This window comes from Consotaella salsifontis (genome assembly GCF_900167365.1).
Taxonomy (GTDB): Bacteria; Pseudomonadota; Alphaproteobacteria; order Rhizobiales; family Rhizobiaceae; genus Consotaella; species Consotaella salsifontis.
In genome coordinates this window covers 93154-119462 of sequence record NZ_FUXL01000006.1, presented here as the reverse complement: position 1 = coordinate 119462, position 26309 = coordinate 93154, and the positions used below count along the sequence as shown (strand labels likewise).

At 63.3% G+C, this 26309-nt stretch carries 20 protein-coding genes; 7 read left to right on the top strand and 13 right to left on the bottom strand.

All coding sequences use genetic code 11. The features are described 5' to 3' along the window. Window positions 1-151: 151 nt before the first annotated feature. On the top strand, window positions 152-1606 hold the full coding sequence (locus tag B5D38_RS10455; RefSeq protein ID WP_078708370.1) for a glutamate synthase subunit beta: 1455 nt from the start codon (window positions 152-154) through the stop codon (window positions 1604-1606). A gap of 88 nt (window positions 1607-1694) precedes the next feature. Here the strand turns inward: B5D38_RS10455 and B5D38_RS10450 are convergent, their stop codons facing one another. Further along, a complete protein-coding gene (locus B5D38_RS10450) occupies window positions 1695-2966 on the bottom strand; it encodes an SGNH/GDSL hydrolase family protein (protein WP_280949384.1) in 1272 nt (423 codons plus the stop codon). Window positions 2967-3124: 158 nt separating this feature from the next. Then, on the bottom strand, window positions 3125-4357 hold the full coding sequence (locus B5D38_RS10445) for a lytic murein transglycosylase (protein WP_116002653.1): 1233 nt from the start codon (window positions 4355-4357) through the stop codon (window positions 3125-3127). A gap of 218 nt (window positions 4358-4575) precedes the next feature. Here B5D38_RS10445 and galU point away from each other — a divergent pair, with 218 nt between their 5' ends. Further along, window positions 4576-5466, top strand: coding sequence for a UTP--glucose-1-phosphate uridylyltransferase GalU (gene galU, locus B5D38_RS10440; RefSeq protein ID WP_078708367.1), 891 nt, complete (start codon window positions 4576-4578; stop codon window positions 5464-5466). Between the two features lie 67 nt (window positions 5467-5533). Here galU and B5D38_RS10435 read toward each other — a convergent pair whose 3' ends face one another. Then, on the bottom strand, window positions 5534-7240 hold the full coding sequence (locus tag B5D38_RS10435; protein ID WP_165690831.1) for an outer membrane beta-barrel protein: 1707 nt from the start codon (window positions 7238-7240) through the stop codon (window positions 5534-5536). Between the two features lie 225 nt (window positions 7241-7465). On the opposite strand from B5D38_RS10435, the gene B5D38_RS10430 reads away from it, so the two are divergent. After that, window positions 7466-8452 carry a KpsF/GutQ family sugar-phosphate isomerase gene (locus B5D38_RS10430; protein ID WP_245319102.1) on the top strand — a complete coding sequence of 329 codons (987 nt, stop codon included), beginning with the start codon at window positions 7466-7468 and terminating at the stop codon, window positions 8450-8452. A gap of 3 nt (window positions 8453-8455) precedes the next feature. Here the strand turns inward: B5D38_RS10430 and B5D38_RS10425 are convergent, their stop codons facing one another. Next, entirely contained in the window at window positions 8456-8923 is a 468-nt protein-coding gene (locus B5D38_RS10425; protein ID WP_078708364.1) for an NfeD family protein, read from the bottom strand. Next, entirely contained in the window at window positions 8923-9942 is a 1020-nt protein-coding gene (locus B5D38_RS10420) for an SPFH domain-containing protein (RefSeq protein WP_078708496.1), read from the bottom strand. The genes B5D38_RS10425 and B5D38_RS10420 overlap by 1 nt, the downstream gene beginning before the upstream one ends. Before the next feature lie 279 nt (window positions 9943-10221). Between B5D38_RS10420 and B5D38_RS10415 the strand changes: the two genes are divergently transcribed. Further along, on the top strand, window positions 10222-11646 hold the full coding sequence (locus B5D38_RS10415; protein ID WP_078708363.1) for a protoporphyrinogen/coproporphyrinogen oxidase: 1425 nt from the start codon (window positions 10222-10224) through the stop codon (window positions 11644-11646). Here the strand turns inward: B5D38_RS10415 and hemH are convergent. The 6 genes from hemH to B5D38_RS22035 form a co-directional block, all read right to left on the bottom strand. Then, the gene (gene hemH / locus B5D38_RS10410; RefSeq protein ID WP_078708362.1) at window positions 11600-12661 is read right to left on the bottom strand and encodes a ferrochelatase; all 1062 of its coding nucleotides are present in this window, start codon (window positions 12659-12661) and stop codon (window positions 11600-11602) included. The genes B5D38_RS10415 and hemH overlap by 47 nt on opposite strands. Window positions 12662-12931: 270 nt before the next feature. Beyond that, complete coding sequence (locus tag B5D38_RS10405) at window positions 12932-13300, bottom strand: Omp10 family outer membrane lipoprotein (RefSeq protein WP_078708361.1); 369 nt, start codon at window positions 13298-13300, stop codon at window positions 12932-12934. Window positions 13301-13384: 84 nt separating this feature from the next. Then, complete coding sequence (locus B5D38_RS10400) at window positions 13385-13840, bottom strand: nuclear transport factor 2-like protein (protein ID WP_078708360.1); 456 nt, start codon at window positions 13838-13840, stop codon at window positions 13385-13387. 115 nt (window positions 13841-13955) lie between these two features. Then, complete coding sequence (locus tag B5D38_RS10395) at window positions 13956-15401, bottom strand: homospermidine synthase (protein ID WP_078708359.1); 1446 nt, start codon at window positions 15399-15401, stop codon at window positions 13956-13958. 131 nt (window positions 15402-15532) lie between these two features. Beyond that, entirely contained in the window at window positions 15533-17362 is a 1830-nt protein-coding gene (locus B5D38_RS10390; RefSeq protein ID WP_078708495.1) for a M3 family oligoendopeptidase, read from the bottom strand. A 184-nt stretch (window positions 17363-17546) separates the two neighbouring features. Then, window positions 17547-17864, bottom strand: a complete 318-nt coding sequence (locus tag B5D38_RS22035; protein ID WP_131829901.1) for a hypothetical protein — start codon at window positions 17862-17864, stop codon at window positions 17547-17549. 106 nt (window positions 17865-17970) lie between these two features. On the opposite strand from B5D38_RS22035, the gene B5D38_RS10385 reads away from it, so the two are divergent. Continuing rightward, a complete protein-coding gene (locus B5D38_RS10385) occupies window positions 17971-19797 on the top strand; it encodes a peptidoglycan L,D-endopeptidase MepK (protein WP_078708358.1) in 1827 nt (608 codons plus the stop codon). A gap of 647 nt (window positions 19798-20444) precedes the next feature. Beyond that, a complete protein-coding gene (locus tag B5D38_RS10380; protein ID WP_078708357.1) occupies window positions 20445-20870 on the top strand; it encodes a Ros/MucR family transcriptional regulator in 426 nt (141 codons plus the stop codon). Between the two features lie 135 nt (window positions 20871-21005). Here B5D38_RS10380 and cysG read toward each other — a convergent pair whose 3' ends face one another. Then, window positions 21006-22544, bottom strand: a complete 1539-nt coding sequence (cysG, locus tag B5D38_RS10375) for a siroheme synthase CysG (RefSeq protein WP_078708356.1) — start codon at window positions 22542-22544, stop codon at window positions 21006-21008. Window positions 22545-22942: 398 nt separating this feature from the next. Here cysG and glgX point away from each other — a divergent pair, with 398 nt between their 5' ends. Then, the gene (gene glgX / locus B5D38_RS10370) at window positions 22943-25189 is read left to right on the top strand and encodes a glycogen debranching protein GlgX (protein WP_078708355.1); all 2247 of its coding nucleotides are present in this window, start codon (window positions 22943-22945) and stop codon (window positions 25187-25189) included. Window positions 25190-25214: 25 nt separating this feature from the next. Here the strand turns inward: glgX and B5D38_RS10365 are convergent, their stop codons facing one another. Further along, a complete protein-coding gene (locus tag B5D38_RS10365; RefSeq protein ID WP_078708354.1) occupies window positions 25215-26162 on the bottom strand; it encodes a cation diffusion facilitator family transporter in 948 nt (315 codons plus the stop codon). Window positions 26163-26309 lie beyond the last annotated feature (147 nt).

Sequence of the window (26309 nt, the reverse complement as noted above, 5' to 3'; positions counted from 1 at the left end):
CTCTGGCGCTTGCGCCGGATCGCTCCCCGACCGCAGCGGCTCGTTTCCTATTTGACAGCGTGGTCCGGCTTTGCTTCTTCTGCGCCGGCCCTTTCGATAGGGTCGCCGGCCCCGGCCAGGACCGCGCACCTTGAGCTACCAGGGTATCAGCATGGGCAAGGTTACAGGTTTCCTCGAGATCGACCGGCAGACGCCGAAGTACCAGCCGGCGTCCGATCGAATCCGGCACTTCCGCGAATTCACGTTGCCTATGTCCGAGGACGAGGTGGGCAAGCAGGCGGCGCGCTGCATGGACTGCGGCATTCCGTACTGCCATGGGCCGACGGGCTGCCCTGTCCACAATCAGATTCCGGACTGGAACGATCTCGTCTACTCGGGGGACTGGGAGACGGCGATCCGCAATCTCCACTCCACCAACAATTTTCCCGAGTTCACCGGTCGCATCTGCCCGGCGCCTTGCGAGGAAGCCTGCACCCTCAACCTCGAGGACACGCCGGTTGCCATCAAGACGATCGAGCAGGCCCTCGCCGACAAGGCCTATAAGCTCGGCTTGATCAAGCCGCAGCCGGCAAAGGCGAAGACCGGCAAGCGAGTCGCCATCATCGGTTCTGGCCCTGCCGGGCTTGCCGCCGCCCAGCAGCTCGGCCGCGCCGGCCACGAGGTTCATGTCTTTGAGCGTGAGTCGCGCCCCGGCGGGTTGCTGCGCTACGGAATCCCCGATTTCAAGCTCGAGAAGCACTGGATCGACCGGCGCGTCGAGCAGATGACCGGGGAGGGCGTCACCTTCTTCTGCGGCGTCGACATCGGCAAGGACAGGACGGCCGACGAACTTCTGGCCGAGTATGATGCGGTGCTCTATTGCGGCGGCTCGGAGCGCCCCCGCGATGCGGGCATTCCGCACGAGGGCATCCGGGGCGTCTTCGACGCCATGCCTTATCTTGTGCAGCAGAACCGGCGTGTCGCCCAGGAGAACATCCAGAGCGCGGCCTGGCCGGCCGAGGAGATCTGGGCTGGTGGCAAGCATGTCGTCGTGGTCGGCGGTGGCGACACCGCGTCGGACTGCGTCGGCACGGCCTTCCGTCAAGGCGCGGTCAAGGTCACGCAGCTGGACATCCGAGCGCAGCCGCCGAAGATGGAGAACAAGCTGGTGGTCTGGCCCTATTGGGCGACCAAGATGCGCACCTCCTCCAGCCAGGCCGAGGGCGCTATCCGCGAATTCCAGATCGCGACGCTGGAGTTCGTGGCCGAGGACGGCGAACTTGTCGGCGTGAAGTGCGCGGAAGTCGATGAGAAGCGCCAGCCCATCGCCGGCACGGAGTTCATCATCAAGGCCGATCTCGCCTTCATCGCCATCGGCTTCTCCGGCCCTCTCAAGGGCGCGCTGATGGACGAGCTGGGCGACCGGCTGAAGACGCGCTCCAATGCTCGCGGCGCGGTCTCCGTCGCCGCCGACGAACGCACCTACCGCACCTCGATTTCCAAGTTCTACGCCGCCGGCGATGTTCGCCGTGGCCAGTCCCTGGTGGTCTGGGCCATTCGCGAGGGCCGCCAGGCCGCGCGCTCCATCGATCTCGACCTCATGGGGCAGACGACACTGCCGCTCTGACAAGCCAAGGGCCGGCGCCGCGTTTGGGCGGCCGGCCCTTGCTTGTCATTCGAAGAACCTTGACGGCAGGCGGCTGCTTATTTCGGGATCAGTTCTTCCCGGGCTCTGATGGCGGCGCCTGCGGACCCTGGAGGCTTTGATCACCATCTTTCGCCTGGTTGGCCCAGTCTTCCACGATCGCTTCATCCAGAGACGGCATCGGCTTTGGCTCTTCATGGCGGCTAAGATCGTCGAGTCCGACCGAACCGCGCGCCACGATCGACGCCGCCGGCGTCGGAGGCGCAACAGCGCCTTCCTTGGCGTTCCAGGAAAAGTTGTCCGCGCGCCCCTCGATGCCTTCCACGGGGCTGCCGAGGACCACCAGGCGATCCCGAGGTGATGGCTCAAGGGACAGTGCGGCGGGCCGCGTGCCGCCCAGGAGTTCGTCGCCACCGTCCAGCGCGGGGTCGTTGAATGCGACCGATGGCTTCGACGTCGCGTTGGCCGCGCTGGCGAGGGGAGGCAGGCGCATGGTCGACAGCGCGTCGGGAGCGAGCGCGACAGACGAGGATGGCGTCGCCGACGTGTCCAGATGCTTCAGCACCGCCTTTTCGGCAAAAAAGGCAAGCTTCTCCTTGCCGGCATTCGTCAGCGTTATGCCGTCGGAATTGCGCAGCCGCGCCGGTTGGCCTGAAAGATCCGGGCCGTCGAAGACGAAGGCGCCATCCGCGTCGACAAAACCGTCCCAGACATCCACGAACTCGCCGCCCACGTTCGCTGCAGCCTGGCCGTAGATGCCGTTGAAGAACACCATGTCCTCGCTCATGCGCTCGAACTTGAATGCGGGAACGCCGACCCAGACCAGGGGAACCCCTTTGGAACTGATGGCTTCGGCGAGAGCGGTGGCGCGTTTTCGATATTCGTCGGTCCAGGCCTCGGTGCGGAGCGAGAGCGAGCCGGACGGCAGCATGATCGACTGGCGGTCGTTCGAGCCGATCATCACGACTGCGACGCTCGGCTTCTCCTCGTCGAGGATTGGCCCAACGGAAGCGGGCCAGTCATAGTGATCGTCGCGCACCAAGCCTGAAGAGCCGCTGATGTGCGATTCGACCTTGATATTGGGATTGTCGGCGAAGACCTTCGATAGCCCGTCCGCCAGACCGTCGGCCATGAAATCGCCGAGGACGAGGACGGTCTGTGCATCGGCGCTTTTCTCGACAGCAGCGGGGGGCTGCGCGGCGGCCGAACTGCCACTTGATGAGGTCGGCTTCGGCGACGACGTTGAGCTACGTCGAGGAGGCGATGACTTCCGAGTCTTTCTTGCGGGCGCGCGCCGGGTTTCTGGCGGCGGCGACGACTTGACCTGCCCCCCGAACAGCATGTCGAGAATGGTGCGCGGCCGCTCCTGAGCGAGAGCCGCGCCGCCGAAGCAGGGAGCCAGGAAGATCAGGATCAACAGGCAGGAAAAAGGGGTGAGGCTCCGCCAAAGCCGGCGACCGCGCGCGCCGCTCTTTGAGTCCTGCCGTTGAATCATTTCGCCTAATCTCCTCGCAGGCTCTCCAGCAGCGCCTTGGAGGCGTTGCCGTCAGCCGCCATTCCCTCTTCGCGCTGATAAGCGAAGATAGCAGCCTTGGAGCCCGACCCGATCTTTCCATCGATCTTGCCGTCATAGTGGCCGGACTGGCTCAGCCGCTTCTGGAGTTCGTAACGCTCCTTGACCGACAGCGGGGTATAGCCGCGCGGCCATTCGGCGAAAAGAGGACCATAGCCGCCGATCTGGTCCGCAAGGTGCCCGACGGCAAGGGCATATTTGTCGGCGTTGTTGTAACGCTTGAGGACGAAGAAGTTCTTGGTCATCAGGAAGGCTGGGCCGCCAGGCCCCGCCGGCAGGACCAGGTTTGCCCGATCCGATGCGAAGGGGAAATCGCGGCCGTTGGCGCGCCGGAAGCCGAGCTTCGCCCACTCGCCGATCGTCTTGTTGGCGCGCCGATACTTGGCCGCGGTGGCCTCCGACGGCACGAACACCTCGTAGCCCCACGTCCGGCCGGTCTGCCAGCCGTTCTTCTTCAGCAGGTTGGCCGCCGACGCCAGTGCGTCGGGAACCGAGGTCCAGATATTGGGATGGCCGTCCCCGTCCATATCGACGGCAAAGGCGCGATAGCTCGTGGGAATGAATTGGGTATGGCCCATGGCACCGGCCCACGAGCCGGTGAGCCCGCTCGGGGCGACGTGCCCCGCCTGCACGATCTTGAGGGCGGCGACGAGCTGCTGGCGAGCGAACTTGGAGCGCTTCCGGTCTGCATAGGCCAGCGTCGCCAGCGAACGCGGGATGCTCTTCATCACGTCGTCGCGCTTGAGAATGCGGCCGTAGTTCGATTCCATCGACCAGATCGCGAGCAGGATGTCGCGGTCGACGCCATAGGCCCTCTCGATACGGTCGAGCCAGGGTTTCCATTCCCGGCGCATCGCCTGACCCTTGGCGATGGATTCCTCGTTGACGCGGTTGTCGAGATAATCCCACACCGTATCCTGGAACTCGGGCTGGAAACGCGCCTTGGCGATAACGTCGGGATCGGGGTCGGATACGCCGGCGAAAGCGGCCTTGTAGACACTGGGATTGACGCCCTGGTTCGCAGCCACGGACTGGAAGTCATTGATCCAACGACGGAATGCCGCGTCCGCAAAAGCCGGGCGCGTGGGCGCCACAGCGATCACCGCGGCGACGCCCGCCGCCATGATCCAGGAAAGGTGTTTTGAAAAAGCTCGATGCATGGATCTCGTCCTCATACAAGGAAAGGTCGCGCTGAGCGGCTAACGTTAACCAGAGGAACTTAAAACTTTCTTCACCACGATGACGGACCGGTTGTGCGGCACTACCATGGCCAAAACGGATTTTGCCGCTATTTCGCGGCAAAAGCGCGGCATGCCGGCAAGTTCCATCGGCGAGGGCGGTCGTTGGCCGGGCGCATAAACCTAGGAGTGAGCGACAGATGAAAAAGGTGCGGAAGGCGGTCTTCCCCGTGGCGGGTCTCGGAACGCGGTTTCTGCCGGCGACCAAGGCCATCCCGAAGGAGATGCTGACGGTCGTCGACCGGCCGGTCATCCAATATGTGGTGGACGAGGCACGAGAGGCCGGCATCGAGCATCTCATCTTCGTCACCGGGCGCAACAAGGGTGTCATCGAGGATTATTTCGACATCCAGGTCGAGCTATCGAACACGCTGGCGGAACGCGGGAAGATGACGGAGCTCACGGTTCTGGACGAGCTCCAGCCGCGTCCCGGCACCGCCAGCTTCACCCGCCAGCAAGCGCCGCTCGGCCTCGGCCACGCCGTTTGGTGCGCGCGCGATCTCGTCGGCAACGAGCCCTTCGCCCTGCTACTGCCGGACATGATCATGCAGGACACGCGCAGCTGCCTCGCCAACATGGTCGAACTCTACGAGCAGACCGGTGGCAACATCATCTCCGTCGAGGAATGCGATCCCAAGGACACCGCCAAGTACGGCATCGTCGGCAAGGGCGAGACCATTGGCTCCGGATTTCGCATCGATGGCATGGTGGAGAAGCCTGCTCCCGAGGATGCGCCGTCCAACTACATCATCTCGGGTCGCTACATTCTCCAGCCTGAGATCTTCTCGATCCTCGAAACGCAGGAGCGCGGGGCGGGCAACGAGATTCAGCTTACGGACGGCATGCTGAAGCTCGCCAAGAACCAGGATTTCTACGCCTACCCCTTTACTGGGCGCACCTTCGACTGCGGCTCCAAGGAAGGGTTTATCCAGGCGAACGTCGCCTTCGCCCTATGGCGGCAGGATATCCGCGATCGGGTCATCCACGATCTCGAAGAGATTATGAACAACGTGGAGCCAAATCATCGCTGACGTCGATTGCGCGATGCGCTGACGATCTTTCACGGCCGGTGCCAGCGATGGCGCCGGCCTTGGCATTCTATCGCTGGAGCCGGATGCCGATGCGGGCGGACGTGGCCGAGTAGTCCTCCTCGGGCGTCTCAGAGCGAAGCGTTTCGTAGCGAACCAGACCGGTGAAGGCGAGGGTTCTGTTCAGCCAGTAGAGAAACCCGCCTTCGGCCGCGTATTTCGTCTCCTCGTCGGCCCGGAGTTCGGCCACTTTGCGGCTGGCCAAAAGGGTCGAATTCAGCTCGGTGCGCGCCGTCAGCCTATGCCTGAGGGACAGACGGCCCTCGTAAAGCGTCGAGGTGCCGACATCGTCGTCATTGGGCGAGAAGGTCGTGGCGGCGGCGAACGTTACGTCGGTGCCGCGGCGCGGCGACCAGTCGATCTCGGCGTCTGCCGTTGGCGAGCCGCGCGTTTCGCCAGTGCTCGCATCGGGGATGTTCCAGGCATAACCAACGGTCGCCTCGCCCTTGAGCTTCTCGCCGCGATCGAAGGCGAGGCCGGCACGAAGTGCCGGAATGATCGAATCGCGTTCATTGTCTTCATCAAAGACGCGGCGCCCGACGCTCCCCCGAATGATGGGCTGGAGAGCCGGCGAGACAAGGTAGCCGGCTTTCCAGCCCGCCGTCGCGGTGGTGTAATCCTGGCTGAGATCGAAATCCTTCGTCTCGCTGTGGCGATCGATGCCGAGCGAGCCTGCGAGGCTGGCGCGGCCGAAGAGGCGCTCCATTTCGGCGGAGGCACTGGAATCGTAGAGGTCGGGCCGGACGGTTTCCGCTCCTGTTCCTATGATCTTTGGATCGTCCGGTGCAAAATGGAAGGCGCCGCGCAACGTCGCCTGGGTCCGGCGATCGATGTCCAGTCGCAGTCGGGCCGTTAGGTCGAGGGTTGGATCGTCGACAAGCTCGCCGGAAAAATTCCGGCGATAGCTGCCGCCGGCATCGATCTCGGCTTCGTGCAGCGACCAATCCGAAACGGCTTTGAGGTCAATGCGCGTGTCGGAGAAGGCGCCCGATTTTCCGGTGGAACTGAGTGCGAGGTTCGAGGATGCGCCGACGCTTTGCTCGACAGTTGGGTAGAGGATGAAACTGCCGGCCCTTAGGCCGATGGCGGCGAAGGGCGTCTCATCGGGCTTTGGGCGCAGGCGGTTGGCCTGCAACTCGGGGTCTGCGTCCAGTCGTTCCGGCACCCGGTTCTGGCGGCGCCAAATGCCTTCCTCTTCGGCCGTATCGGCCGCTTCGCTTGGTGCCCGGATCGCTGAGGCGCTGGGGCGGATGTCGAACTCTTTCGGTTCCGCGGCGTCTTTCGAAAGACGGGTGGGCATGGTGCCGGAGGCCGCCTGTTTACCTCCGGCCTTGGCGGGCTTGGAGGTGGACGATCCCGTCGCGATCGTCTCTTTGAGCGCGCCAGCGTCGGTGGTTTGGCCGCCGGAATCGGTGAAGAGGTCGAAACGCGGGACGGCTGGAGGAGAATCCGCGTCTCCTGCCGCGGCCGAAGTCGTGTCTTGGCCTGGCGCTTCCATGTTGGCAGGCGGGGGGGCGGGAGCCGCCGTGTCGGTCGCGCCAGCGGCGTCATCAGCGGAAGTATCCGCATCCTTGTCGGCGTTGCGCGGCTGGCCGAGCATGAAGGCTTGCGAGCCTTGCAGGGCGCCGAGGTTTTGCGAAAGGCGCAGGCCGCTTGCATCGGCATCTTGCGCCATCGCTGTTTGCGCGGATACGGCCACGCCGAGGCAAGCGGCCACGGCCACTCCCCAATCGCGCACAGCAGGGCCGCAAGCTCGCATCGTTCTTTTCTTCCTTGGCGCGGCGCAGACGATGTAACGACCGATAACGGGCGACGATGGCCCGAGGCTTGCGTTGGTGCCGGGAAAACGTTGAATCCCAGACTGCGATTCGGCATAACGCCTCGCAGGTGGAGAGCGCCCCGGCGCGGCTGCGGTCCCCGGCGCGGATTTCAGGACAAGATGATGACGGCATTCGCCTCAACCTTTCCGTCGAGCGGCTCAAGCTCGGCGATTCGCACCGTCGAAACCGAAATGGCGGGCCTTAGAGCTCTCGCCGCCGCTCTGGACGGAGCGATGGCCGCGCCTTTCGATCAGGTCCTCGATCTCATGGCGACCGTTTCCGGCCGGGTTATTGTCACGGGTGTCGGCAAGAGCGGTCATGTCGGTGCGAAAATCGCAGCCACGCTGGCTTCCACCGGGACGACGGCTTTCTTCGTCCATTCCTCCGAGGCGAATCACGGCGATCTCGGCATGATCGCCAAGGGCGATGTCGTGCTTGCCCTGTCATGGTCAGGCGAGACGGCGGAACTTCACGGCATCGTTTCCTATACGCGCCGCTTCGGCATCCCGCTCATCGCTATTACCTCGGGTGCAGCCTCGACGCTGGCGATCGCCGCCGACGTTCTGCTGCTTCTGCCTCAGGCGCCGGAGGCCTGCCCGCATGGCCTCGCCCCGACCACGTCGACAACGCTTCAACTGGCGCTGGGCGACGCGCTCGCGGTCGCCCTTCTGGAAAGGCGGGGGTTCACGCCCGGAGATTTTCGCGTGTTCCATCCCGGCGGCCAGCTTGGCGCCCGGTTGACCAAGATCGGCGACATCATGCACACGGGCGAGGAATTGCCGCTGGTGGCAAGCGGCACGATGATGGACGAAGCCATCGTCGTCATGTCGCGCAAGGGGTTTGGCTGCGTCGCGGTGGTGGCGGATGGCCTCCTGGCCGGCATCGTCACCGATGGCGACCTGAGGCGTCATCTCGGCCCCGATCTTCTGTCTCAGCCGGTCGATGTGGTGATGACGCGCCAACCCAAGACCATCGAACCGGACATGCTGGCGGCGAAGGCCTTGGAAATCCTCAATTCGGCCAATATTACCGCCCTCATGGTCGCCCGTGGCAGGGAGCCGGTCGGCATCATTCACATGCACGACCTTCTTCGCCTCGGCGTTGCCTGAGGTCTATTCGGTTATCTGCGCCGGTTCGACCTTGAGAACCGCGCCGTCGGCGCCGACGATCATGACGCGAGAGCCGGCGGGCATGTCCGGTCCTTCGACGCTCCACCAGCTGTCCTCGATGGCGATGCGCCCGCGTCCGTTGGTGATCGCTTCGGATAGCTTCGCCTGCCGCCCAACGAGGCGGGCGGTGCGATGATTCAGGTGAGGTGAAAGCCGGTTTTCCTCGCGTGCGCCATACCAGCGCCGGCCGAGCAGGATGCAAACGGCCGACAGTACGATGAACGCCAGAACCTGCTGGGAGAAACCGAACCAGCCGGTGCCGCCCCAGATCAGGACGTTGGTTCCGACCAGCAGCGCCGCAATGCCGAAGAAGATCAGATAGACGCCCGGCGCGGCGATCTCGACGGCGAGGAGCACCAAGCCGACGATCCACCAGCCATAATCGAGGAGGCCGGGCCAAAGTTCGCTCATCACGCGTTACCGTCATCGCCGACGGGGCCGGGCGAGCGCCGGCTGCGGCTCGAAGGGACGGAAACCGGGCGGGAGCCGCCTGGCGCAGCGGGAGCTTCCGCCTCCGCGCCGAAAGCCGAGCGAGCGATCTCCGCGATTCCCGCGATGGAACCGACCAACGAGGAGGCTTCCAGCGGCATCAGGATGACGCGCTGATTGTTGGCGGAGGCGATCTTGCCGAGGGCCTCGGTGTATTTCTGCGCGACGAAGTAGTTGATGGCCTGGACGTCGCCCGCCGCAATCGCCTCGGAGACCAGGCGAGTGGCGGTCGCCTCGGCTTCTGCCAGACGCTCGCGTGCCTCCGCCTCGCGATAGGCCGCCTCGCGCTTGCCTTCGGCCTCGAGGATCTGAGCCTGCTTCTTGCCTTCGGCGCGAAGAATTTCAGCGTTCCTCGCGCCTTCCGCTTCGAGGATCTCGGCGCGCTTCTCGCGCTCGGCCATCATCTGGCGGGCCATGGCATCGACGAGATTCTTCGGCGGGTTGATATCCTTGATCTCGATGCGGGTGATCTTGATGCCCCAGTTATGGGACGCCTCGTCCGCGACCTTGAGGATGCGCTCGGAAATCATGTCGCGATTCGACAGGAGATCGTCGAGGTCCATCGATCCCATGACCGAACGAAGGTTGGTCATGACAAGGTTAAGGATGGCCTTGTCGAGGGAGGCGACTTCGTAGGCGGCCGCCGGCGCGTCGAGGATCTGATAGAAGGCGACGCCATCGGCCGCGACCGATGCGTTGTCCTTCGTGATGACTTCCTGAGTCGGGATATCAAGAACCTGCTCCATCATATTCATCTTGCGTCCGATGCGCTCGATGAACGGGACGAGGATGTTCAGCCCTGGCGTGAGCGTGCGCGTGTAGCGGCCGAAGTTCTCGACCGTATAGTTGTACCCTTGCGGCACGATCTTGATGGTCGAAACCAGGATGATCAGCGCTACGACGAGCAGGACGATGACAAGGGTGGTTGTGGCTGTAAGCATGATCTCTTTCCCGGCCTCCACGATCCGGCGCCGGTTCTTTTGGCCGCGACTGATTTGCTCCGGAAATATGAGGGGGAGAGGGCCTCGAAACAAGCGGCCGAGCAGCGCGAGCGACGCCATTCGCCACAGAGCGATGCTCCATAGAATTTGAAATGTTCTTCGCACTGATCGTTAGAGCCGAAGTGCGATGCTTCGTCGCAGGATCGGTCCGGCTTCCGTGCGAATGAGCCTTCGCGGAGGCCGGCCGTGCTTTCCACGCGGGACGGGAGTGCTTGGTCGATGAAGCCTATTGCTGTTCTGGGAGCCGGTCTTGCGGGATTGACGGCGGCGCGGGAGCTGCGCCGGCGCGGGCTTCCGGTCATCGTTTTCGAGGCGGGGGAGAGCGTCGGCGGCATGGCCTCGTCCTTCAAGGACGCTGACGGCTTCACCTACGACGTTGGCGCCCACTTCATCAGCAACCGCCTTGCGCGGGAACTCGGTGCGGAGGCGATCTGCCGCACGGTGCCCCACTACGGCGAGGCGGTGCTCGTGGGCGAACGCTCGCGGTCTTATCCCTTTGGCCTCCTGGCGGAGCCAAGGTTCCTGGCCGGTGCCGTTGCCGGCAAATTGGCCCGGCGGAAGATCGAAAACGCGGAGGATTGGTTTCGCTCGACCTATGGGGATGCTCTGGCCGAGGCGGTCGCGATTCCGCTCGCCGAGGCGTGGTCCGGCGCGAAGGCCGAGGCGCTTTCGCCCGCAGTCGGCGAGAAGCTCTCCGCCGGCGTCCTGAAGACGCTCTATCTCAAGGCGGCTTCTCGCGTGACGGGACGGGCCGTCTGCAACGGTTACTCCCACGAGGTGCCGGAAAGCGCCAGCGTCTATCACGTTTACCCGGAAGGCGGCATTTCGCGTCTCTTGGAGCCGACGGTCGCTGAGGTCGCCGAGAGCATTCGGCTGCGCTCACCTGTCGAAAAGATCATCGTCGAGAATGACCGCGTCGTCGCCGTTCGCTCGATGGGCGAGACCATCCCGGTTTCGGCGGCCATCAGCACCGCGCCGGTTGACGTGTTGCCCAAACTCATCGAAGGCAGCAACGCGCTCTCTACGTTGTCGGCATTCCGATACCGGCCGATGGTGTTCGTTAATTTGCGCTTTTCCGGGCGCCACCTTCTCCCCGACACGATGCTCTGGGTGCCGGACCGCTCCAAGCCGTTCTTCCGCCTGACTGAGGCTCCCTATTCGATGCCGTGGCTGGCGCCGGAGGGCAAGACGCTCATCACCGCCGATATCGGCTGCTCGCTGGGCGACGAAATCTGGACAATGTCCGAGGCGGACCTCGCGGCTCGCTGCCTCGAAGGCATGTGCGCCATCGATCCGACGCTTCGGGACCGCTACCTCGGCTCGGGCGGAGTGGTGCGCGCGCGGACGGCCTATCCCGTCTATCTGCTCGCCTATGAGGAGGCGCGGCGCCGCTTCGCCCAGTCCACTGGAATCGAGGGCTTGATCAGCATCGGCCGCAATGGCGAGTTCGGCCACATCCTGATGGAAGACATCTACTGGCGCACGTTGCGACAGGCGGCGGCGATCGCCGCCTATGTGGGAGAGCCGGCAGTCGAGCCATCGGCGCGCGCCGCCTGGTCTCCGGCCGCTCCTGCCGCGAGTGTTTCCGGGCCCGCGCTCAGTCCACCCAGCCTCTCAGTTCTCGACGGACCATCGCCTCAATGACGTCCATTCCATCGTCGCTGTCGTTGAGGCAGGGGATGTGGCTGAAGTGCTCGCCGCCGTGGTGGATGAAGGTCTCCTTCACCTGGCCGGCGATCTCCTCAAGCGTTTCGAGACAGTCGGAGACGAAGCCAGGATTGAACACGGCAATGCGCTTGATGCCCTGTGCGGCAAGAGCCTCGACGGTCTTGTCGGTGTAAGGTTGGAGCCATTCTTCCGGCCCGAAGCGCGACTGGAACGTCGTCATCAGCCGACCCTCAGGCCAGCCGAGCCGTTCGGCGAGCAGGCGCGACGTCTTTTGGCAGTGACAGTGATAGGGATCGCCCTTCCTGAAATAGCTCTGCGGAATGCCGTGGAAAGAGGCGATCACGCGTTCCGGCTCGAAGTCGAGACCCGCGAGATGGGTCTCTATCGAGTGCGCGAGGGCGTCGATATAGGCCGGCTCATCGTGATAGGGCGGCACGGTGCGCACCGCCGGCATCCAGCGCTTGCCCATAAGGTGGGCGAAGAACACGTCGTTGACCGTGGCGGTGGTCGATGCCGAATATTGCGGGTAGAGCGGAAAACAGAGAATCCGGTCGCACCCTTGGGCCAGCAGGTGGTCGCAGCGCTCGGGGATCGATGGCTGGCCGTAACGCATCGCCCAGTCCACGACCAGTTCCGGATGACCGGCGAGGCGGGCCGTCAGCTTTTCGGCCTGGGAGCGGGTGAAGGTCCGCAGAGGGGATTCGTCGCGCTCGTTGTTCCAGATCAGCTTGTAGGCCGCGCCCGACTTCTTCGGACGGGTGTTCAAAACGATGCCGTAGAGAATCGGATACCAGACGGCGCGCGGCCATTCTATGACTCGGCGATCCGAGAGAAACTCTCGTAGATAGCGCCGCATGGGCTGCACCTCGGTGCCATCCGGTGTGCCGAGGTTGACCAGAAGAACGCCAACCTTCGGCCGTGCGACGGGCGGATGGTTCGAGGGCAGGGGGCCGATGGAGCGCTCGGCCGCCGTCATGGTGTTTGCGGTCATTTCGTTCTTCCGTCCATTTGAGCGCTGGTTGATTCGACAATGCGGACGAACCGCTGGCCGTAGCCGCCGACGACCGTCTGCCCGGACATGGCACGGGACTCATCCGCGACCATTATGGCAAGATCCGACGGGCCTCCGCGCCCGGGCAACGTTCTGCCCTGTCCCATAGCCGAGCCCCGATCTCGCGCAGCTCAACACTGCGTGAGGAATGCAGCCGATCCCCGGTTCCGGGGCCAGGAGCGATGTTTTGAGGGCGTTCGCGAGATGACGTCAGATGCGGACGAGGTCGAAAGTGGCGCCCGTCGAAGACGCGCAGGCCATCCTGTCTCCGGACTGGTTGCAGTTGGCCGCCAGCTTCTCGCCGTTGGGGCGATTGTAGTCGATCCGAACCTGGCCCGGTCCCGCGACAGAATACGTGCCTTCGGCCAGCACCGCGCCGGTACGATCCTCGACGGAGCTGAAGCGTCCGCCGGCAAAATTCGCCGTGTAGGGAACAGGTCCGGCCGTGGCGGCCCATCGTCCTTCGACACCCTGGGGACGCGGCGCTACCACGGCCCGCTGCTGCACGACGGTCGTCTCGCAGCCCGCCACCGCGACGAGAACGGGCAGAAGCAGGGAAGCGGTCAGGATGCGACGCATGAGAGGAACTCCAATTGCTGGCGCGAGTGGGCAAGACAAAACATCAAATTAGCTAGGGCATTCGTGCGCCGTGACACCGGACAGTCAAGGCCTTCGTGCGGGGGCGGGAACGACGGAATGAATCGAGCCGATGCTCTCCACCGCTCGAATGCGGTTGTCGCTGGTGAAGGAGAACCACCACATGGTCGTTCCGGTGATGAGGGACCCGTCGCGTTCGTCGCGCTTGGTCCAGTCGCATCGGCTCGCGCCTTGGTCTTCCTCAATGATCGTTCCGCGGAGCTCATATGAAATATAGCTCGCGCGCCGCAGCAACTCATCAAGGAAAGACTTCGCGTCATCTTCGCTCGGGAAGCGGAAGTCGCCCTCAAGGCGGGCAAACCATGGTGCGTCGTTGAGACTTGCGTTGCTTCGGTTGGTGAAGACGGCGCCTGGGGCAAAATGTCGCGCCAGCGAGCTGGCCTTGCCGCCCAGGACGGCGTCCAAAACCTCTTTCAGAATCTCTCTCTTGCGGGCTGGTTCCTCATGGGGCGAATCTCCCATTCAGGCTTCTCCGGGGGTAACGCTTACGACGCTGGAACAATTCTAGTACAGAATTACTAGACCGCCAGGGCCTGTCGCGGCATAACCCCCGGAAATCATTCAGGGCGCGTGCCTATCAGCGCACCAGGATATTCTTGAACTGCCACGGGTCCTTCTCGTCGAGGTCCTCGGGGAAGAGCCCCGGGCGATCGGTCAGCGGCGTCCAGTCGGTGTAATAGCCCTTCACGGGGCCGAGATAGGGAAGCTGGACCTCCAGGCAGCGCCGGTAGTCCATCTCGTCGGCCTCGACGATGCCCGCTGTCGGATTCTCAAGAGCCCAGACCATGCCGGCCAGTACCGCCGACGTCACCTGAAGGCCAGTGGCGTTCTGGTAGGGCGCGATCTCGCGAGTCTCTTCGATCGAGAGCTGCGAGCCGTACCAATAGGCGTTCTTGTCATGACCGTAGAGCAGGACGCCAAGCTCATCGATTCCGTCGACGATCTCGGTTTCGTCCAGAACGTGGTGCTCGGTCTGGATTTTGCCGGCGGCGCCGAACAGCTCGTGAAGCGACAGCACCGCGTCGTTGCACGGATGATAGGCGTAGTGGCAGGTTGGCCGATACGTGACTTCCTCGTCCTTGTTGTAGACGGTGAAGTAGTCGGCGATCGAGATCGACTCGTTGTGCGTGACCAGGAAGCCGAACTGCGCGCCCGGCGTCGGGCACCAGGAGCGAACGCGCGTGTTGGCGCCCGGCTGCTCCAGATAGATCGCAGCCTTGCAGCCCTTGGAGTGCTTCTGGGCGTTCTTGGGCTTCCACTTCTCATGGGTGCCCCAGCCGAGCTCTGCGGGCTGCATGCCTTCCGACAGGAAGCCCTCGACCGACCAGGTGTTCCAGAAGGTGCCGAGCGGCTTGGGCGACTTGGCGCGCTGCGTATCGCGCTCGGCGATGTGGATGCCCTTGACGCCGGTCTTCTTCATCAGTTTCGCCCAGCCGGCGCGATCGTCCGCCGCGGGCTCCTCGAAGTCCAGGCCAACATCCTTCGCCACGTTGACGAGCGCCTGCTTGACGAACCAGGAGACCATGCCGGGATTGGCGCCGCAGCACGAGACGGCGGTGGTGCCGCCGGGCGTCTTGCGCTTCTCGCGGCGGGTGGCCTCGCGCAGGGCATAGTTGGTGCGGTCGGCGTTCGACATGGATTCGTCGAAGTAGAAGCCGAGCCACGGCTCGTTGACGGTGTCGATGTAAAGAACGCCCAGCTTGCGGCAGAGCTTCATGATGTCGAGGGAGCCGGTGTCGACCGAAAGATTGACGCAGAAGCCCTGACCGCCGCCCTCGGTGAGCAGCGGCGTGAGAAGCTCCTCATAGTTCTTGCGCGTCACCGCCTCCTGCACGAAGCGTATGCCTCGCTCGTCGAGAAGAGCGCGATGCGTGTCGTTCGGGTCGATGACCGTGAAACGGGACTTGTCGAACTCGAAGTGGCGTTCGATCAGCGGCAGCGTTCCGCTGCCGATCGAGCCGAGGCCGATCATCACGATCGGACCGCTGATCTTGCCATAGACCGGATGGGTGGGATTGGCCATGATTGTGCTGGTTCCTTTGCTCACCGCGGCTGTTCACCTGGTTGCCAGCGGGCTAGCCGAGTTGGCACACGAAGAAAAGAGGCTCGGTTCGAAAACCGCGCCCCTTTCATCTCATGGCGGCAAATGCGGGTTCAGGCTTCGAGCGCCTCCAACTCGTCGATGAAGCCGGAGATCACCGACAAACCCTTCGACCAGAAAGCGGGATCTGCCGCGTCCAGGCCGAACGGAGCCAAAAGTTCGGAGTGATGCTTGGTGCCGCCCGCCTTCAGCATCTCGAAGTAGCGCGCCTCGAAGCCCTCGCTGGCGTTCTGGTAGACGGCGTAGAGCGAATTCACGAGGCAGTCGCCGAAGGCGTAGGCATAGACGTAGAAGGGCGAGTGGATGAAGTGGGGGATATAGGTCCAGTAGGTTTCATAACCCGGGCCAAGGTGCACCGAGGGGCCAAGGCTCTCTCCTTGAACCTTCGTCCACAGCTCGCCGATACGCTCCGCCGTCAGCTCGCCTTGCCTGCGCTCCTGGTGCAGCTCACGCTCGAACCGGTAAAAGGCGATCTGGCGGACCACCGTGTTGATCATGTCCTCCACCTTGGAGGCGAGCAGCGTCTTGCGCTCCTGAACCGTTTTCGCGTTGTCGAGAAGCGAACGGAAGGTCAGCATCTCTCCGAACACCGACGCCGTCTCCGCGAGTGTCAAAGGCGTCTGAGACATGAGCGCGCCCTGGGGGGCGGCGAGCACCTGATGAACGCCATGGCCAAGCTCATGGGCGAGCGTCATGACGTCGCGCGGCTTGCCCATGTAGTTGAGCAGCACATAGGGGTGGGCAGAGGGCACCGTCGGATGGGCGAAGGCGCCCGGCGATTTGCCGGCGCGGATGGCGGCGTCGATCCAGCGCTGGTCGAAGAACCGGCGCGCGATGTCCGCCATCTGCGGCGAAAAACCGGCATAGGCCGACAAAACCGTCGCCTTGGCTTCTTCCCACGGGATGTCGCGGCGCGAAGCCTGCGGAAGGGGCGCGTTGCGGTCCCAGTGCTCCAGACGATCAACCCCCAGCCATTTCGCCTTCATCGCGTAGTAGCGATGGGAGATTGAAGGGTATGCCTCGACCACGGCGGCCGTCAGCGCGTCCACCACCGGACGTTCCACACGGTTCGCAAGATGGCGGGAATCCGCGACATCGGTGAAGCCACGCCAGCGGTCGGAAATCTCCTTATCCTTCGCCAGCGTGTTGGTGATCAGCGTGAAAGTCCGCAAATTGGCCGAGAAAACCCGGGTCAGCTCTTCCGCCGCGGCCCGCCGTTTCTCCCGATCAGGGTTCTGCAGGCGGTCGAGCGCCTGCTCGAGCGTCAGGTCTTCACCGTCGAGCCGGAAGCGTAGCGCCGTCATCGTTTCGTCGAAGAGGCGATTCCAGGCGCCGTGTCCTGTGATCGATTTTTCGTGGAAGAGCTCCTCGACCCGGTCTTCCAGCTGGAAGGGCTTGTCCTTCCTGAGATCGACGATCCAGGGCCTGTAATGGCCAAGGTCCTTGTTTTCGGCCATGGCCCGATCGAGCACGTCATCCGCAATTCGGTTCAGCTCGAGCGGGAAGAACAGCAGCCGAGCGGAAATGTCGGTCACCCGGCCCTGGATGTCTCCATAGAACTTGGCGCGGGCAGGGTCGCTGGTGTCGCCGGAATAGAGGAGGCCCGCATAGGAGATGAGCTTGCCGAGTTTTTCCTCGATCGCCTCGAACGTAGCGAGCGCCTCCGCGATCTGGCCTCCGCCGGGCTTTGCCGCTTCTTCGCCCAGATGGCCACGCCAGCGTGTCTGGAACGCAGCTGCGTCGCTGGCGCTGGCGGAAAGGTCGTCCGCGATCAGAGGGCTATCCATCTGCGGATAGAGATCGGCGAGGTTCCATTCCGGCAGCTTTTCAGTTGTGGAGGAGGCCGCGCCGGAGGCGGGAGACGAGCAATACTGGAGATGCATGATCAAAGGTCTCAATTCAATTGGACTTGTCATAGATCGGGTGAACTTGACACCTTGGTACCCGCGCCAGAGTACCACGTCGAGGGCGGCGTAATTCGGTCGAGGGCGAAGCGCCCCGGTTAAAGCGAGTTCCAAGCTGTTTGGCCATTTACGAAGGCCGTGCCAATCTCACTTTCAACCCTAATCACGGCGAAAGATGCGCAAGCTCGGCCGTTTCGAGCGGTGGGAGCCTTGTTCCGTTTGGCAAAGGGCGTCTGGCCATCCGATAAGGCAATGCCCGACGTCCGCGAGTGAAGAAAATTCGATAGCTGACGAGCAGCATGAAGGTGCGCATCGATTGACTGTCAGTCGCCCAGTCCGGCTCGAAAAAGCGACCCAGATTCTGTGACTTGTCAACATCAAGAGCTTTTGCGTTTCCTTCCGGGAGCTGGTTGCGGCTTGGCGTTGGTGGGAAATGATTAACCCTCACGCGAAATGCCGCACCGCAATTGTGACTGGTCATCTTGATGCCGTAGTTCTATTCAAAATATAGATCGTTAACCATCGCGCATTAGGGTTGCGGGCGGGGGACACAACGCCGTGACCTGAATCGAGGGGACCGCAGACGTATGTCCGGACTGAACGACTTCGTCGGCCGCGCCACGCGGCGGATTGCTTGTGCCGCTGTCGCGACGGCCCTTCTGGCCTCCGCGTCGACGCTGGCGCGAGCCGAGACCAGGACGCTCAAGTTCTATCATCTGCACACCCACGAGAAGGCTGAGATCGCCTACAAGAAGGATGGGAAATATCTTCCCGACGGCTTGAAGAAGATCGACTGGATCCTGCGCGACTGGCGGCGCAAGCAGCCGGTCAAGATGGACCCGCATCTGCTCGATCTTATCTGGGAAGCCTACCAGAATTCGGGCTCGCGAGCTTATATCAACGTGATATGCGGCTATCGCGCCCCAGCGACCAATTCGATGCTGCGCTCCCGCACCTCGGGAGTCGCGGAGAACAGCCAGCACACGAGAGGCAAGGCCCTCGATTTCTATCTGCCCGACGTTCCGTTGAAAAAAATGCGCGAGATCGGCCTCAAGATGCAGGTCGGCGGCGTTGGATATTATCCCAAGTCGGGCTCGCCCTTTGTCCATTTCGATACCGGCAATGTGCGTCACTGGCCGCGGATGAGCCGCACCGAACTGGCGGCCGTTTTCCCGAACGGCAAGACGCTGCACGTCCCATCCGACGGAAAGCCGTTGCCCGGATACCAGCAGGCTTTGGCCGAGTATAAGGCCCGCGGCGGCGCCAGTGCCATCCAGGTCGCGAGCAGGGGTTCGTCTTCCGGCGGCAGCAAGACATTGCTGGCCATGCTGCTTGGTGGTGGCGACGACGAGGCGGATGACAACGCGGAGGCCGCAACGGAGGCTGCCGCGCCGGCCAAGCGCCCCGTGGCCACTCCCCGGGCGCCGGTGCAGGTTGCCGCCGCCACGCCGGCTGCAAAGCCCGTGGTCCCGGCGACGGGCGTCGCTCTTCCCATGCGCGACGCATTCGACACGACCGTCCCGAGCGAGGCTGCGCCTGCCGAGACGACGCAGGTCGCTTCGCTGGATCTCCGTTCGGTCCCAATTCCTCACAGAGCGCCCGTGCGTCAGCCCGAGGCGGTCGCGGCGCCGACCGTTCAACCCGATGCCGTTGGTACGCTGGTTGCGGCTCTCGACCGGGAGGATCTTCCCGTGGCCGCACCGGTTGAGAATGGCTCGAAGATGGCGTTCGCCGCCATTCCGACCCCGAGCACCAGGCCGCGTTTCGAAACTGTTCTCGCCAGCGCAAAACCGGCTGATGACAAGCCGGCCACCCTGGAGGACATCATTGGCGGCGCAACGAGCCAATCTGTCACGCCGAGCGCCGTGGCGCGGCCTGCCGTGCCGACACCCGCCGTCGTTGTGGCATCCAGAGAGCCGGAGCCCGCTCCTGCCGTCGTTGCGTCCCGTCCGGCTTTGGCCCCGGCTGCCAAGACCATGCCGGCTTTGAAGACCGTGGCCACGCTTTCTCATTCTGCTGGCGCGCCGTCAGCCAAGGGCGGTCGGCTTCCGTTCGAGAAGCTCGCCACCGCCGCTTCGCACGCCGCGAATGCCAAGCGTGGCGCGACCGTCACTGCTGAACAACCGGCAGGCAAGTCGGACCGAGTCCGGTCGGTCGCCCCGAAGGCGGCGGCGAGCGTCGCCAGGCCTGCCCGCTCACAAGAGGCGATAGGCAAGCAGATCGAACTCGCGTTCCTCGTGACGGCGCCCGACGCCGATGCGGTTGAAGCCATGGGGCGCACGAGCGCTCCCACCCAAGGTGTCGCTCCGAGCGCGTCGGGCGAGATGGGGTTCCAGTCTTCGCGTGATGGCCGCAGGGCTTCCAAGGAGGGCGGCTCGCCTTTCGTAGTCCTCACCAGCGCTAGCGCGGACTGAGGAACAGGCAATAACCAGAAGAGCTAGCCGGCGAGTCCTATCGCGGGCGCTCTTGGCCGCCGCCGAGCGAGCGCTGGTGGCTCTCTCCAGGTATCGAACAAGATATCGATTCCTTATTGTTGGCTCTCTGTGCCCTTTTCCGGGACGCGCGGAGTATGAGCGGCGGCAAATTCGCTCCCAACGATAAAGTGAAAAACGTGCGACATGCGGTCGCATCACTGTTATCCAAAGCAAAAGGGCTTTCGAGCGCTCCTCGCTCACCTTTAGCGCGAACCTGCCTATCGATCCGGCTTTTTATCGGTCATGTAGATTGGTAAAAACCGGGGAGAGAAGCATCATCCCTTGCCTGACCATCAAGGCTTGAATATGAAACCGCGCTTCCTTGGTGTCTAATGAGCCTGTCAGGACTGTCTTCACATATCGCTCGATTTTGATTGCGCTCAATTATAGCTTGGGATTGAAAAGAAAGAGCTTGACATTAAGTATCAGTCTATCAATACCAAGCAGGAGCAATCCTGGATCAGGACGAGCTTCTGGATAAGCCTGTGCGATGATGACTTAAGTGACGTGAGCTACGTCAAACAAGGCGCTGTAGCGGGTTTTCGCAGGACATTAACCATATAATTCGCACGCGGTAAGGTGGACCGATGGATCAGATCGAAAGTTCAGACAACAATGAAATGCTGATGGAACTCACCGCGGAGGTTGTCGCTGCTTACGTCAGCAACAATTCGCTACCGGTTTCCGATCTTCCTGGTCTGATCGCGGATGTTTATGGCGCTCTTGGGCGCACAACAGCTGCTCCGCAGGCTCCGCAGGTGGAAAAGCCGAAGCCGGCGGTTCCCGTGCGGAAGTCCGTCCATGATGATTACATCATCTGCCTTGAGGACGGTAAGAAGTTCAAGTCGCTGAAGCGGCACCTGATGACCCATTACAATCTGTCGCCCGAGGAATATCGGGAGAAGTGGGATCTTCCTGCCGACTATCCGATGGTTGCGCCCAATTATGCAGCCGCTCGTTCTCGTTTGGCGAAGCAGATGGGCCTCGGTCACAAGCGGCGCCGCGCCCGCTAGGCATTACACGCGACCATTTCGCGAGCCGATGCTCCGTTTGGTCGTGCATGACTTTCTATGACTGGCCCGGACCTTTGTGTCCGGGCCTTTTGTATTTCCGAGTTTCGTTCGCTTCGCGATATCGCCGACCGCGCCTCAAGCGCGCTGAAAGCAGGCGTGCTTTTCGATGGCTATAGCCGCTTTCTCTTCGGCTTGTGCTGATGCCTCCTCGAAGACATGGCCGACGCCGATCAGCAGCGGAGCCTTCAGCCCGATGCGAGCGATGATCGCCTCGAGGTCGCCGAGACGCCCCGCCGCAAGCTTCTGGTCCTCATGAGAAAGGTTAGCTGCGACGGCCACCGGCACTGTTGCGGGCAGGCCGGCTTCCATAAGGCGCGCAGCGATGAGGCCGCCCGTGCGTCCTCCCATGTAGAAGATCGTACTGGCGCGTTCGTCCGCCAGCGCGTTCCAGTCCACTTCTTCCGGCAAGCCTCCCTTGCGCGAATGGCCGGTCACGAATCGAACCTGTTGCGCCCGCTCCCGGTGGGTCAGAGAAACGCCGAAGGCGGAGGCCATGGCCGAGGCGGCCGTGACACCCGGAACAATTGTCACCGGTATGTTTTCTCGCGTCAGCGCCGCAAGCTCTTCACCCGCCCTCCCGAAAATGGAGACATCGCCGGACTTCAGGCGCACGACATGCCGCCCGCTTCTGGCGAGGGCAATCATCATATCGTTTATGTCTTCCTGCCTGCAGCTTTCCCTATCGGCGCGCTTGCCCACCAGCATCCGCTTGGCCTCGCGGCGGGCGAGTTCGAGAACCTCGTCGGAGACGAGATCGTCGAAGAGGATGACATCGGCGGCCTGGAGGGCGCGCACCGCTTTCAGCGTGAGTAGCTCGGCCTCTCCAGGCCCGGCGCCGACGAGGGTGACGCGACCGCCCGAGATCGGCGATCGCGCGAGATCGCCGACGAGGCGCTCCATCTCGGCTTCGCTTGTTTGCGTCGGTGAGCGGTGCGTGAAGGAATGGTCGGAGAAATGCTCCCAGAAGGCGCGGCGGAGCGGGCCGGGAGCGAGACGGTCCATGACATGATCACGGACGCGCGCGGCGAGCGCCGCCCAATCGGCGAGAGCCGGCGGGAGGAGAGTCTCGATACGGCGCCGAATGGCCTGACCCAGGATCGGCGCCGCGCCATCCGTCGATATCCCGATCACGACAGGCGAGCGATTGACGATCGAACCGAAGCGAAAGTCGCAAAAGGCGGGTTTGTCGATCACATTGACAGGGACGCCTGCGGCGCGTGCTGCGTTGACGAATTCGCTCGCCTCGTCGTCGGTCTCGCAATCCGCGATGGCGATGGCCGCGCCAACAAGGTCCTCTGGCACCCATTGGCGCGCAACGTGGCACAGGCTTCCTGAAAGGGGGCCGCCGCGGAGGAGGTCTCGCATTTCGGCGGAGACATCGCCTCCCGCGAGAATGACGACCGCGGCGCCCGCCGATGCCAGAAGCTCCGCCTTCCAGGCAGCGTCGGCCGATCCTCCTGCGACGATCACTCGCCGCCCCGAGAGGCTGTGGAACAGCGGAAGCGAGGCGAGCGGGCCGACATGCGGCGGCCGCCGCTTCGCGCCCGGCTCCCCATTCCCGGTCAGGATCGGGCGCGCGCTCAAGGTTCTGCCGGGCTTTGAATTTTCCGCCATCGGTCGTCTCCTCGATCCTCTTTCCGCTCAACCATCCATGGCGGTCGCGCAGGCGGCGAGCTGTCATGACGCGTGCGCTCCCTTGCCGGTGGCGAAAGGGCAGGGCTCATCCTAGCAATGGGCGCAAGCAGAGCGAGAACAGCCGTTCTCTTCCTTGGGGGATGTTTGGAACGCCGATCGGCCATATCGGGCGTGAGAGGGAAGGAACGCCCCTCGCGCTCGTCGCGACCCCCGCCTCGTTTGCCGCGCCGCGATTCTTTTGTCCGGCATATCGCGGCGGGCGAAGCGTTCTTTGTTCTCCCCCTGGGCGCGCAAGAAAGCGCGGCAATATATGCATTTGCGATCGCCGTGTTCCGGCGCTGTATCGCGTTCATTTCCGCCAACCCGCAAGGAACTCGATGACATCCAAGCCTTCGGCAAGCCGGCCGTTCATCGGCTCAGGTCAACGCTCCATCCTGCAAGAGGGCAGAAACTTTCCGCTCGGAGCGACATGGGACGGACTTGGCGTAAACTTTGCCATCTTTTCCGCCAATGCCACGAAAGTTGAACTCTGCATTTTCGACAATGAAGGGCGGCGCGAACTCGAGCGCATCGAGCTTCCCGAGTATACGGACGAAGTCTGGCATGGCTATCTGCCGGAAGCGCGGCCCGGCACCGTCTATGGCTACCGCGTTCACGGTCCCTATGAACCGGATGCCGGACATCGCTTCAATCCAAACAAGCTGCTGATCGATCCCTACGCCAAGCAGCTGGTCGGCGGGCTGAAGTGGGGGCCCGAGCTGTTTGCCTATCGGATCGGCCACAAGGACAAGGACCTCTCCTTCGATGCGCGCGACAGCGCGCGGCTGATGCCCAAGTGCCGGGTGATTGATCCGGCTTTCACTTGGGGCTCGGAGCGCCGGCCGCGGGTGCCGTGGGAACACACGATCGTCTACGAGGCGCACGTCAAAGGCTTCACCAAGCTCAATCCGCACGTGCCCGAGAGCGAGCGCGGCACCTTTGCCGGGTTGGCCCACGCCCGGGTCGCCAACTACCTGCGTTCGCTCGGCGCCACCTCGATCGAGCTATTGCCGATTCATGCGTTTGTCGACGACAGCTATCTGGTGGACAAGGGCCTCGTGAATTACTGGGGCTACAATTCCATCGCCTTCTTCGCCCCGGCGCCCCGCTATCTCCACTCGCCCTTCGTCAACGAATTCAAGGAGATGGTTAACCAGTTCCACAGCGCGGGCATCGAGGTCATCCTCGACGTGGTCTACAACCACACCGCCGAGGGCAACGAGCTTGGGCCGACGCTGTCGCTCAAGGGTATCGACAACGCCAACTACTATCGGCTGCTGCCGGATCAGAAGCGCTACTACATCAACGACACGGGCACCGGAAACACGGTGAACATGTCTCATTCCCGCGTTCTCCAGATGGTGGCGGACTCGCTGCGCTATTGGGCGCAGGAAATGCGCGTCGACGGGTTCCGGTTCGATCTGGCCACGATTCTCGCCCGCGAGCCGGAGGGCTTCGACGAGAACGGCACGTTCCTCCATTCTTGCCGCCAGGACCCCGTGCTCTCCAGCGTCAAGATGATCGCCGAGCCCTGGGATATCGGGCCGGGCGGTTATCAGGTCGGCGGATTCCCGCCGGGATGGGCGGAATGGAACGACAAGTTCCGCGACACGGTCCGTGCCTACTGGAAGGGCGACGAGGGGATGATCGCCGAGTTCGCCAAGCGCATCTCGGGCTCCGGCGACATCTACAACAAGCGCGGTCGCCGGCCCTGGGCCTCGGTCAACTTCGTCACCGCCCATGACGGCTTCAACCTCAACGATCTTGTCTCCTACAACGACAAGCACAACGAGGCGAATGGCGAGGATAACCGCGACGGGCACTCCAACAATCACTCGTGGAATCACGGCGTCGAGGGCCCGACCGAGGACGAGGCGATCATCGAGCTGCGCGAGCGTCAGAAGCGCAACATCATGGCGACGCTGCTCCTGTCCCAGGGCACGCCAATGATCCTCGGCGGCGACGAGTTCGGCCACACCCAGAACGGCAACAACAATGCCTATGCCCAGGACAACGAGATCACCTGGCTGAACTGGGATGCCATCACGCCCAACGGGCGAAAGCTCCTGGAATTCACCCGAAAGATCATCGCGGTTCGCAGAGCCTATCCCATTCTGCAGCGCGGGCGCTTCCTCGTCGGCGACTACAACGAGGAACTCGAAGTCAAGGACGTGACCTGGTTGCGCCCCGACGCCGAGGAGATGGTCGAGGAGAACTGGCTCGACGGCAATGCCCGCTGCTTCGGAATGCTGCTCGACGGGAGGGCGCAACCTACGGGCATCAAGCGCCGCGGCGCGGCGGCGACGCTGCTGATCGTCTTCAACGCCTATCACGACGTCGTGGAGTTTACGCTGCCGGAGGTGCCGGACGGGCGTAACTGGGTGCGCCTCATCGACACCAACCAGCCGGAGAGCACCGAGACGCCGAACTTCAAGTTCGGGGAGAAGTACGGCGTGACCGGACGTTCGCTGCTGGTCTTCGTTCTGTCCCAGGCGGATCTTCAGCCGCGCAATCTGCGCGAGGCGATCGGCCGCATTCTCGACATCCGGGAGCGGCCCGTCGCGCCCGGTTACGATGGCGAGTAACGCGCTCTCGGCAGAGTAAAAGGCATTACAGCGCGGCCCCTGCCAAGGTGGGGGCCGCGTTTTCTGTCTTGGGCGGTATCGGCCGAAGATAGACCCGGGTGAGGGGCGGGATGGCGTTGCGCAGCGCCGCGCTGAGCTCGATGGCCGCCCGCTCCACGTCCGGGCTGGACAGACTGTCGTCGAAGTCGATCGACACCGCCGCGAGGATGTCATTGGGGCCAAGATGCATCGTCAAAAACTCATCCAGGCGTTGGACGCGAGGATCGGCGAGCAGGATTGATCGGGCTTCGTCCACAACGTCGCGCGAGGCGGCCTCTCCGGTGAGAAGGCTCAGCGTTTCCCGCGCCAGGAAAGCGGCGGCGATGATCAGAACGACACCGATGCCGATGGAGCCGATGGCGTCGAATGCGGGCTCTTCGAGGATTGTCGCGAGCGCCAGGCAGATCAGCGCCACCAAGAGCCCTGAGAGGGCCGCGGCGTCCTCGCAGAGCACCGCGAAGACGCTGGGGTCCTTGCTGCGTTTGACGGCGGTCCAGGCCGAAAGCTCCGGGTACTGTCGGCGCAACTCCTTCCAGGCGACGTGGAACGAATAGCCCTCGATGAGCATGCTGGCGCCGAGCACCGCGAAGTTCACCCAAACGTTCTCGAGGCCCTGATGACCCGTGAGCTTGTGGATTCCTTCGTAGATCGACAGCGCACCCCCAAGCGCGAAGATCATCAACGCGACGACGAAGGCCCAGAAGTAGATTTCGATGCCATGGCCGAAGGGGTGTCGCGAGTCCGCGGGCCTCGCCGCTCGCTTCAGCCCCAAAAGCAGCAGGCCCTGGTTCACCGTGTCGACCAGCGAGTGGATCGACTCGCTCAGCATGGCGCTCGACCCGGTCCAGAGCGAGGCGCCGAACTTGGTCGCCGCAATGGCGAAATTTCCCGCCAAGGCCGCGTAGATGACCTTTTTGGAGCCGTGCGACGACATTGCTAACCTCTTCGCTTACAGCGTCGGCCCCATGGCCGCGTGTCCTATCCGTGGCTTCGATGGATGCTGTCAAGGATCGACGCAACCACCTGTGACAACCGCCGTTGTTCCGCAGAGAGCGCGAGAGCGCGAACTTTGTCAGAAGCA

Excerpts from the sequence above, each read along its gene's own strand:
- B5D38_RS10455 (WP_078708370.1), top strand. The coding sequence starts at position 152 with ATGGGCAAGGTTACAGGTTTCCTCGAGATCGACCGGCAGACGCCGAAG.
- B5D38_RS10450 (WP_280949384.1), bottom strand. The coding sequence starts at position 2,966 with ATGCTGTTCGGGGGGCAGGTCAAGTCGTCGCCGCCGCCAGAAACCCGG.
- B5D38_RS10445 (WP_116002653.1), bottom strand. The coding sequence starts at position 4,357 with ATGCATCGAGCTTTTTCAAAACACCTTTCCTGGATCATGGCGGCGGGC.
- galU (WP_078708367.1), top strand. The coding sequence starts at position 4,576 with ATGAAAAAGGTGCGGAAGGCGGTCTTCCCCGTGGCGGGTCTCGGAACG.
- B5D38_RS10430 (WP_245319102.1), top strand. The coding sequence starts at position 7,466 with ATGACGGCATTCGCCTCAACCTTTCCGTCGAGCGGCTCAAGCTCGGCG.
- B5D38_RS10425 (WP_078708364.1), bottom strand. The coding sequence starts at position 8,923 with ATGAGCGAACTTTGGCCCGGCCTCCTCGATTATGGCTGGTGGATCGTC.
- B5D38_RS10420 (WP_078708496.1), bottom strand. The coding sequence starts at position 9,942 with ATGCTTACAGCCACAACCACCCTTGTCATCGTCCTGCTCGTCGTAGCG.
- B5D38_RS10415 (WP_078708363.1), top strand. The coding sequence starts at position 10,222 with ATGAAGCCTATTGCTGTTCTGGGAGCCGGTCTTGCGGGATTGACGGCG.
- hemH (WP_078708362.1), bottom strand. The coding sequence starts at position 12,661 with ATGACCGCAAACACCATGACGGCGGCCGAGCGCTCCATCGGCCCCCTG.
- B5D38_RS10405 (WP_078708361.1), bottom strand. The coding sequence starts at position 13,300 with ATGCGTCGCATCCTGACCGCTTCCCTGCTTCTGCCCGTTCTCGTCGCG.
- B5D38_RS10400 (WP_078708360.1), bottom strand. The coding sequence starts at position 13,840 with ATGGGAGATTCGCCCCATGAGGAACCAGCCCGCAAGAGAGAGATTCTG.
- B5D38_RS10395 (WP_078708359.1), bottom strand. The coding sequence starts at position 15,401 with ATGGCCAATCCCACCCATCCGGTCTATGGCAAGATCAGCGGTCCGATC.
- B5D38_RS10390 (WP_078708495.1), bottom strand. The coding sequence starts at position 17,362 with ATGCATCTCCAGTATTGCTCGTCTCCCGCCTCCGGCGCGGCCTCCTCC.
- B5D38_RS22035 (WP_131829901.1), bottom strand. The coding sequence starts at position 17,864 with ATGACCAGTCACAATTGCGGTGCGGCATTTCGCGTGAGGGTTAATCAT.
- B5D38_RS10385 (WP_078708358.1), top strand. The coding sequence starts at position 17,971 with ATGTCCGGACTGAACGACTTCGTCGGCCGCGCCACGCGGCGGATTGCT.
- B5D38_RS10380 (WP_078708357.1), top strand. The coding sequence starts at position 20,445 with ATGGATCAGATCGAAAGTTCAGACAACAATGAAATGCTGATGGAACTC.
- cysG (WP_078708356.1), bottom strand. The coding sequence starts at position 22,544 with ATGGCGGAAAATTCAAAGCCCGGCAGAACCTTGAGCGCGCGCCCGATC.
- glgX (WP_078708355.1), top strand. The coding sequence starts at position 22,943 with ATGACATCCAAGCCTTCGGCAAGCCGGCCGTTCATCGGCTCAGGTCAA.
- B5D38_RS10365 (WP_078708354.1), bottom strand. The coding sequence starts at position 26,162 with ATGTCGTCGCACGGCTCCAAAAAGGTCATCTACGCGGCCTTGGCGGGA.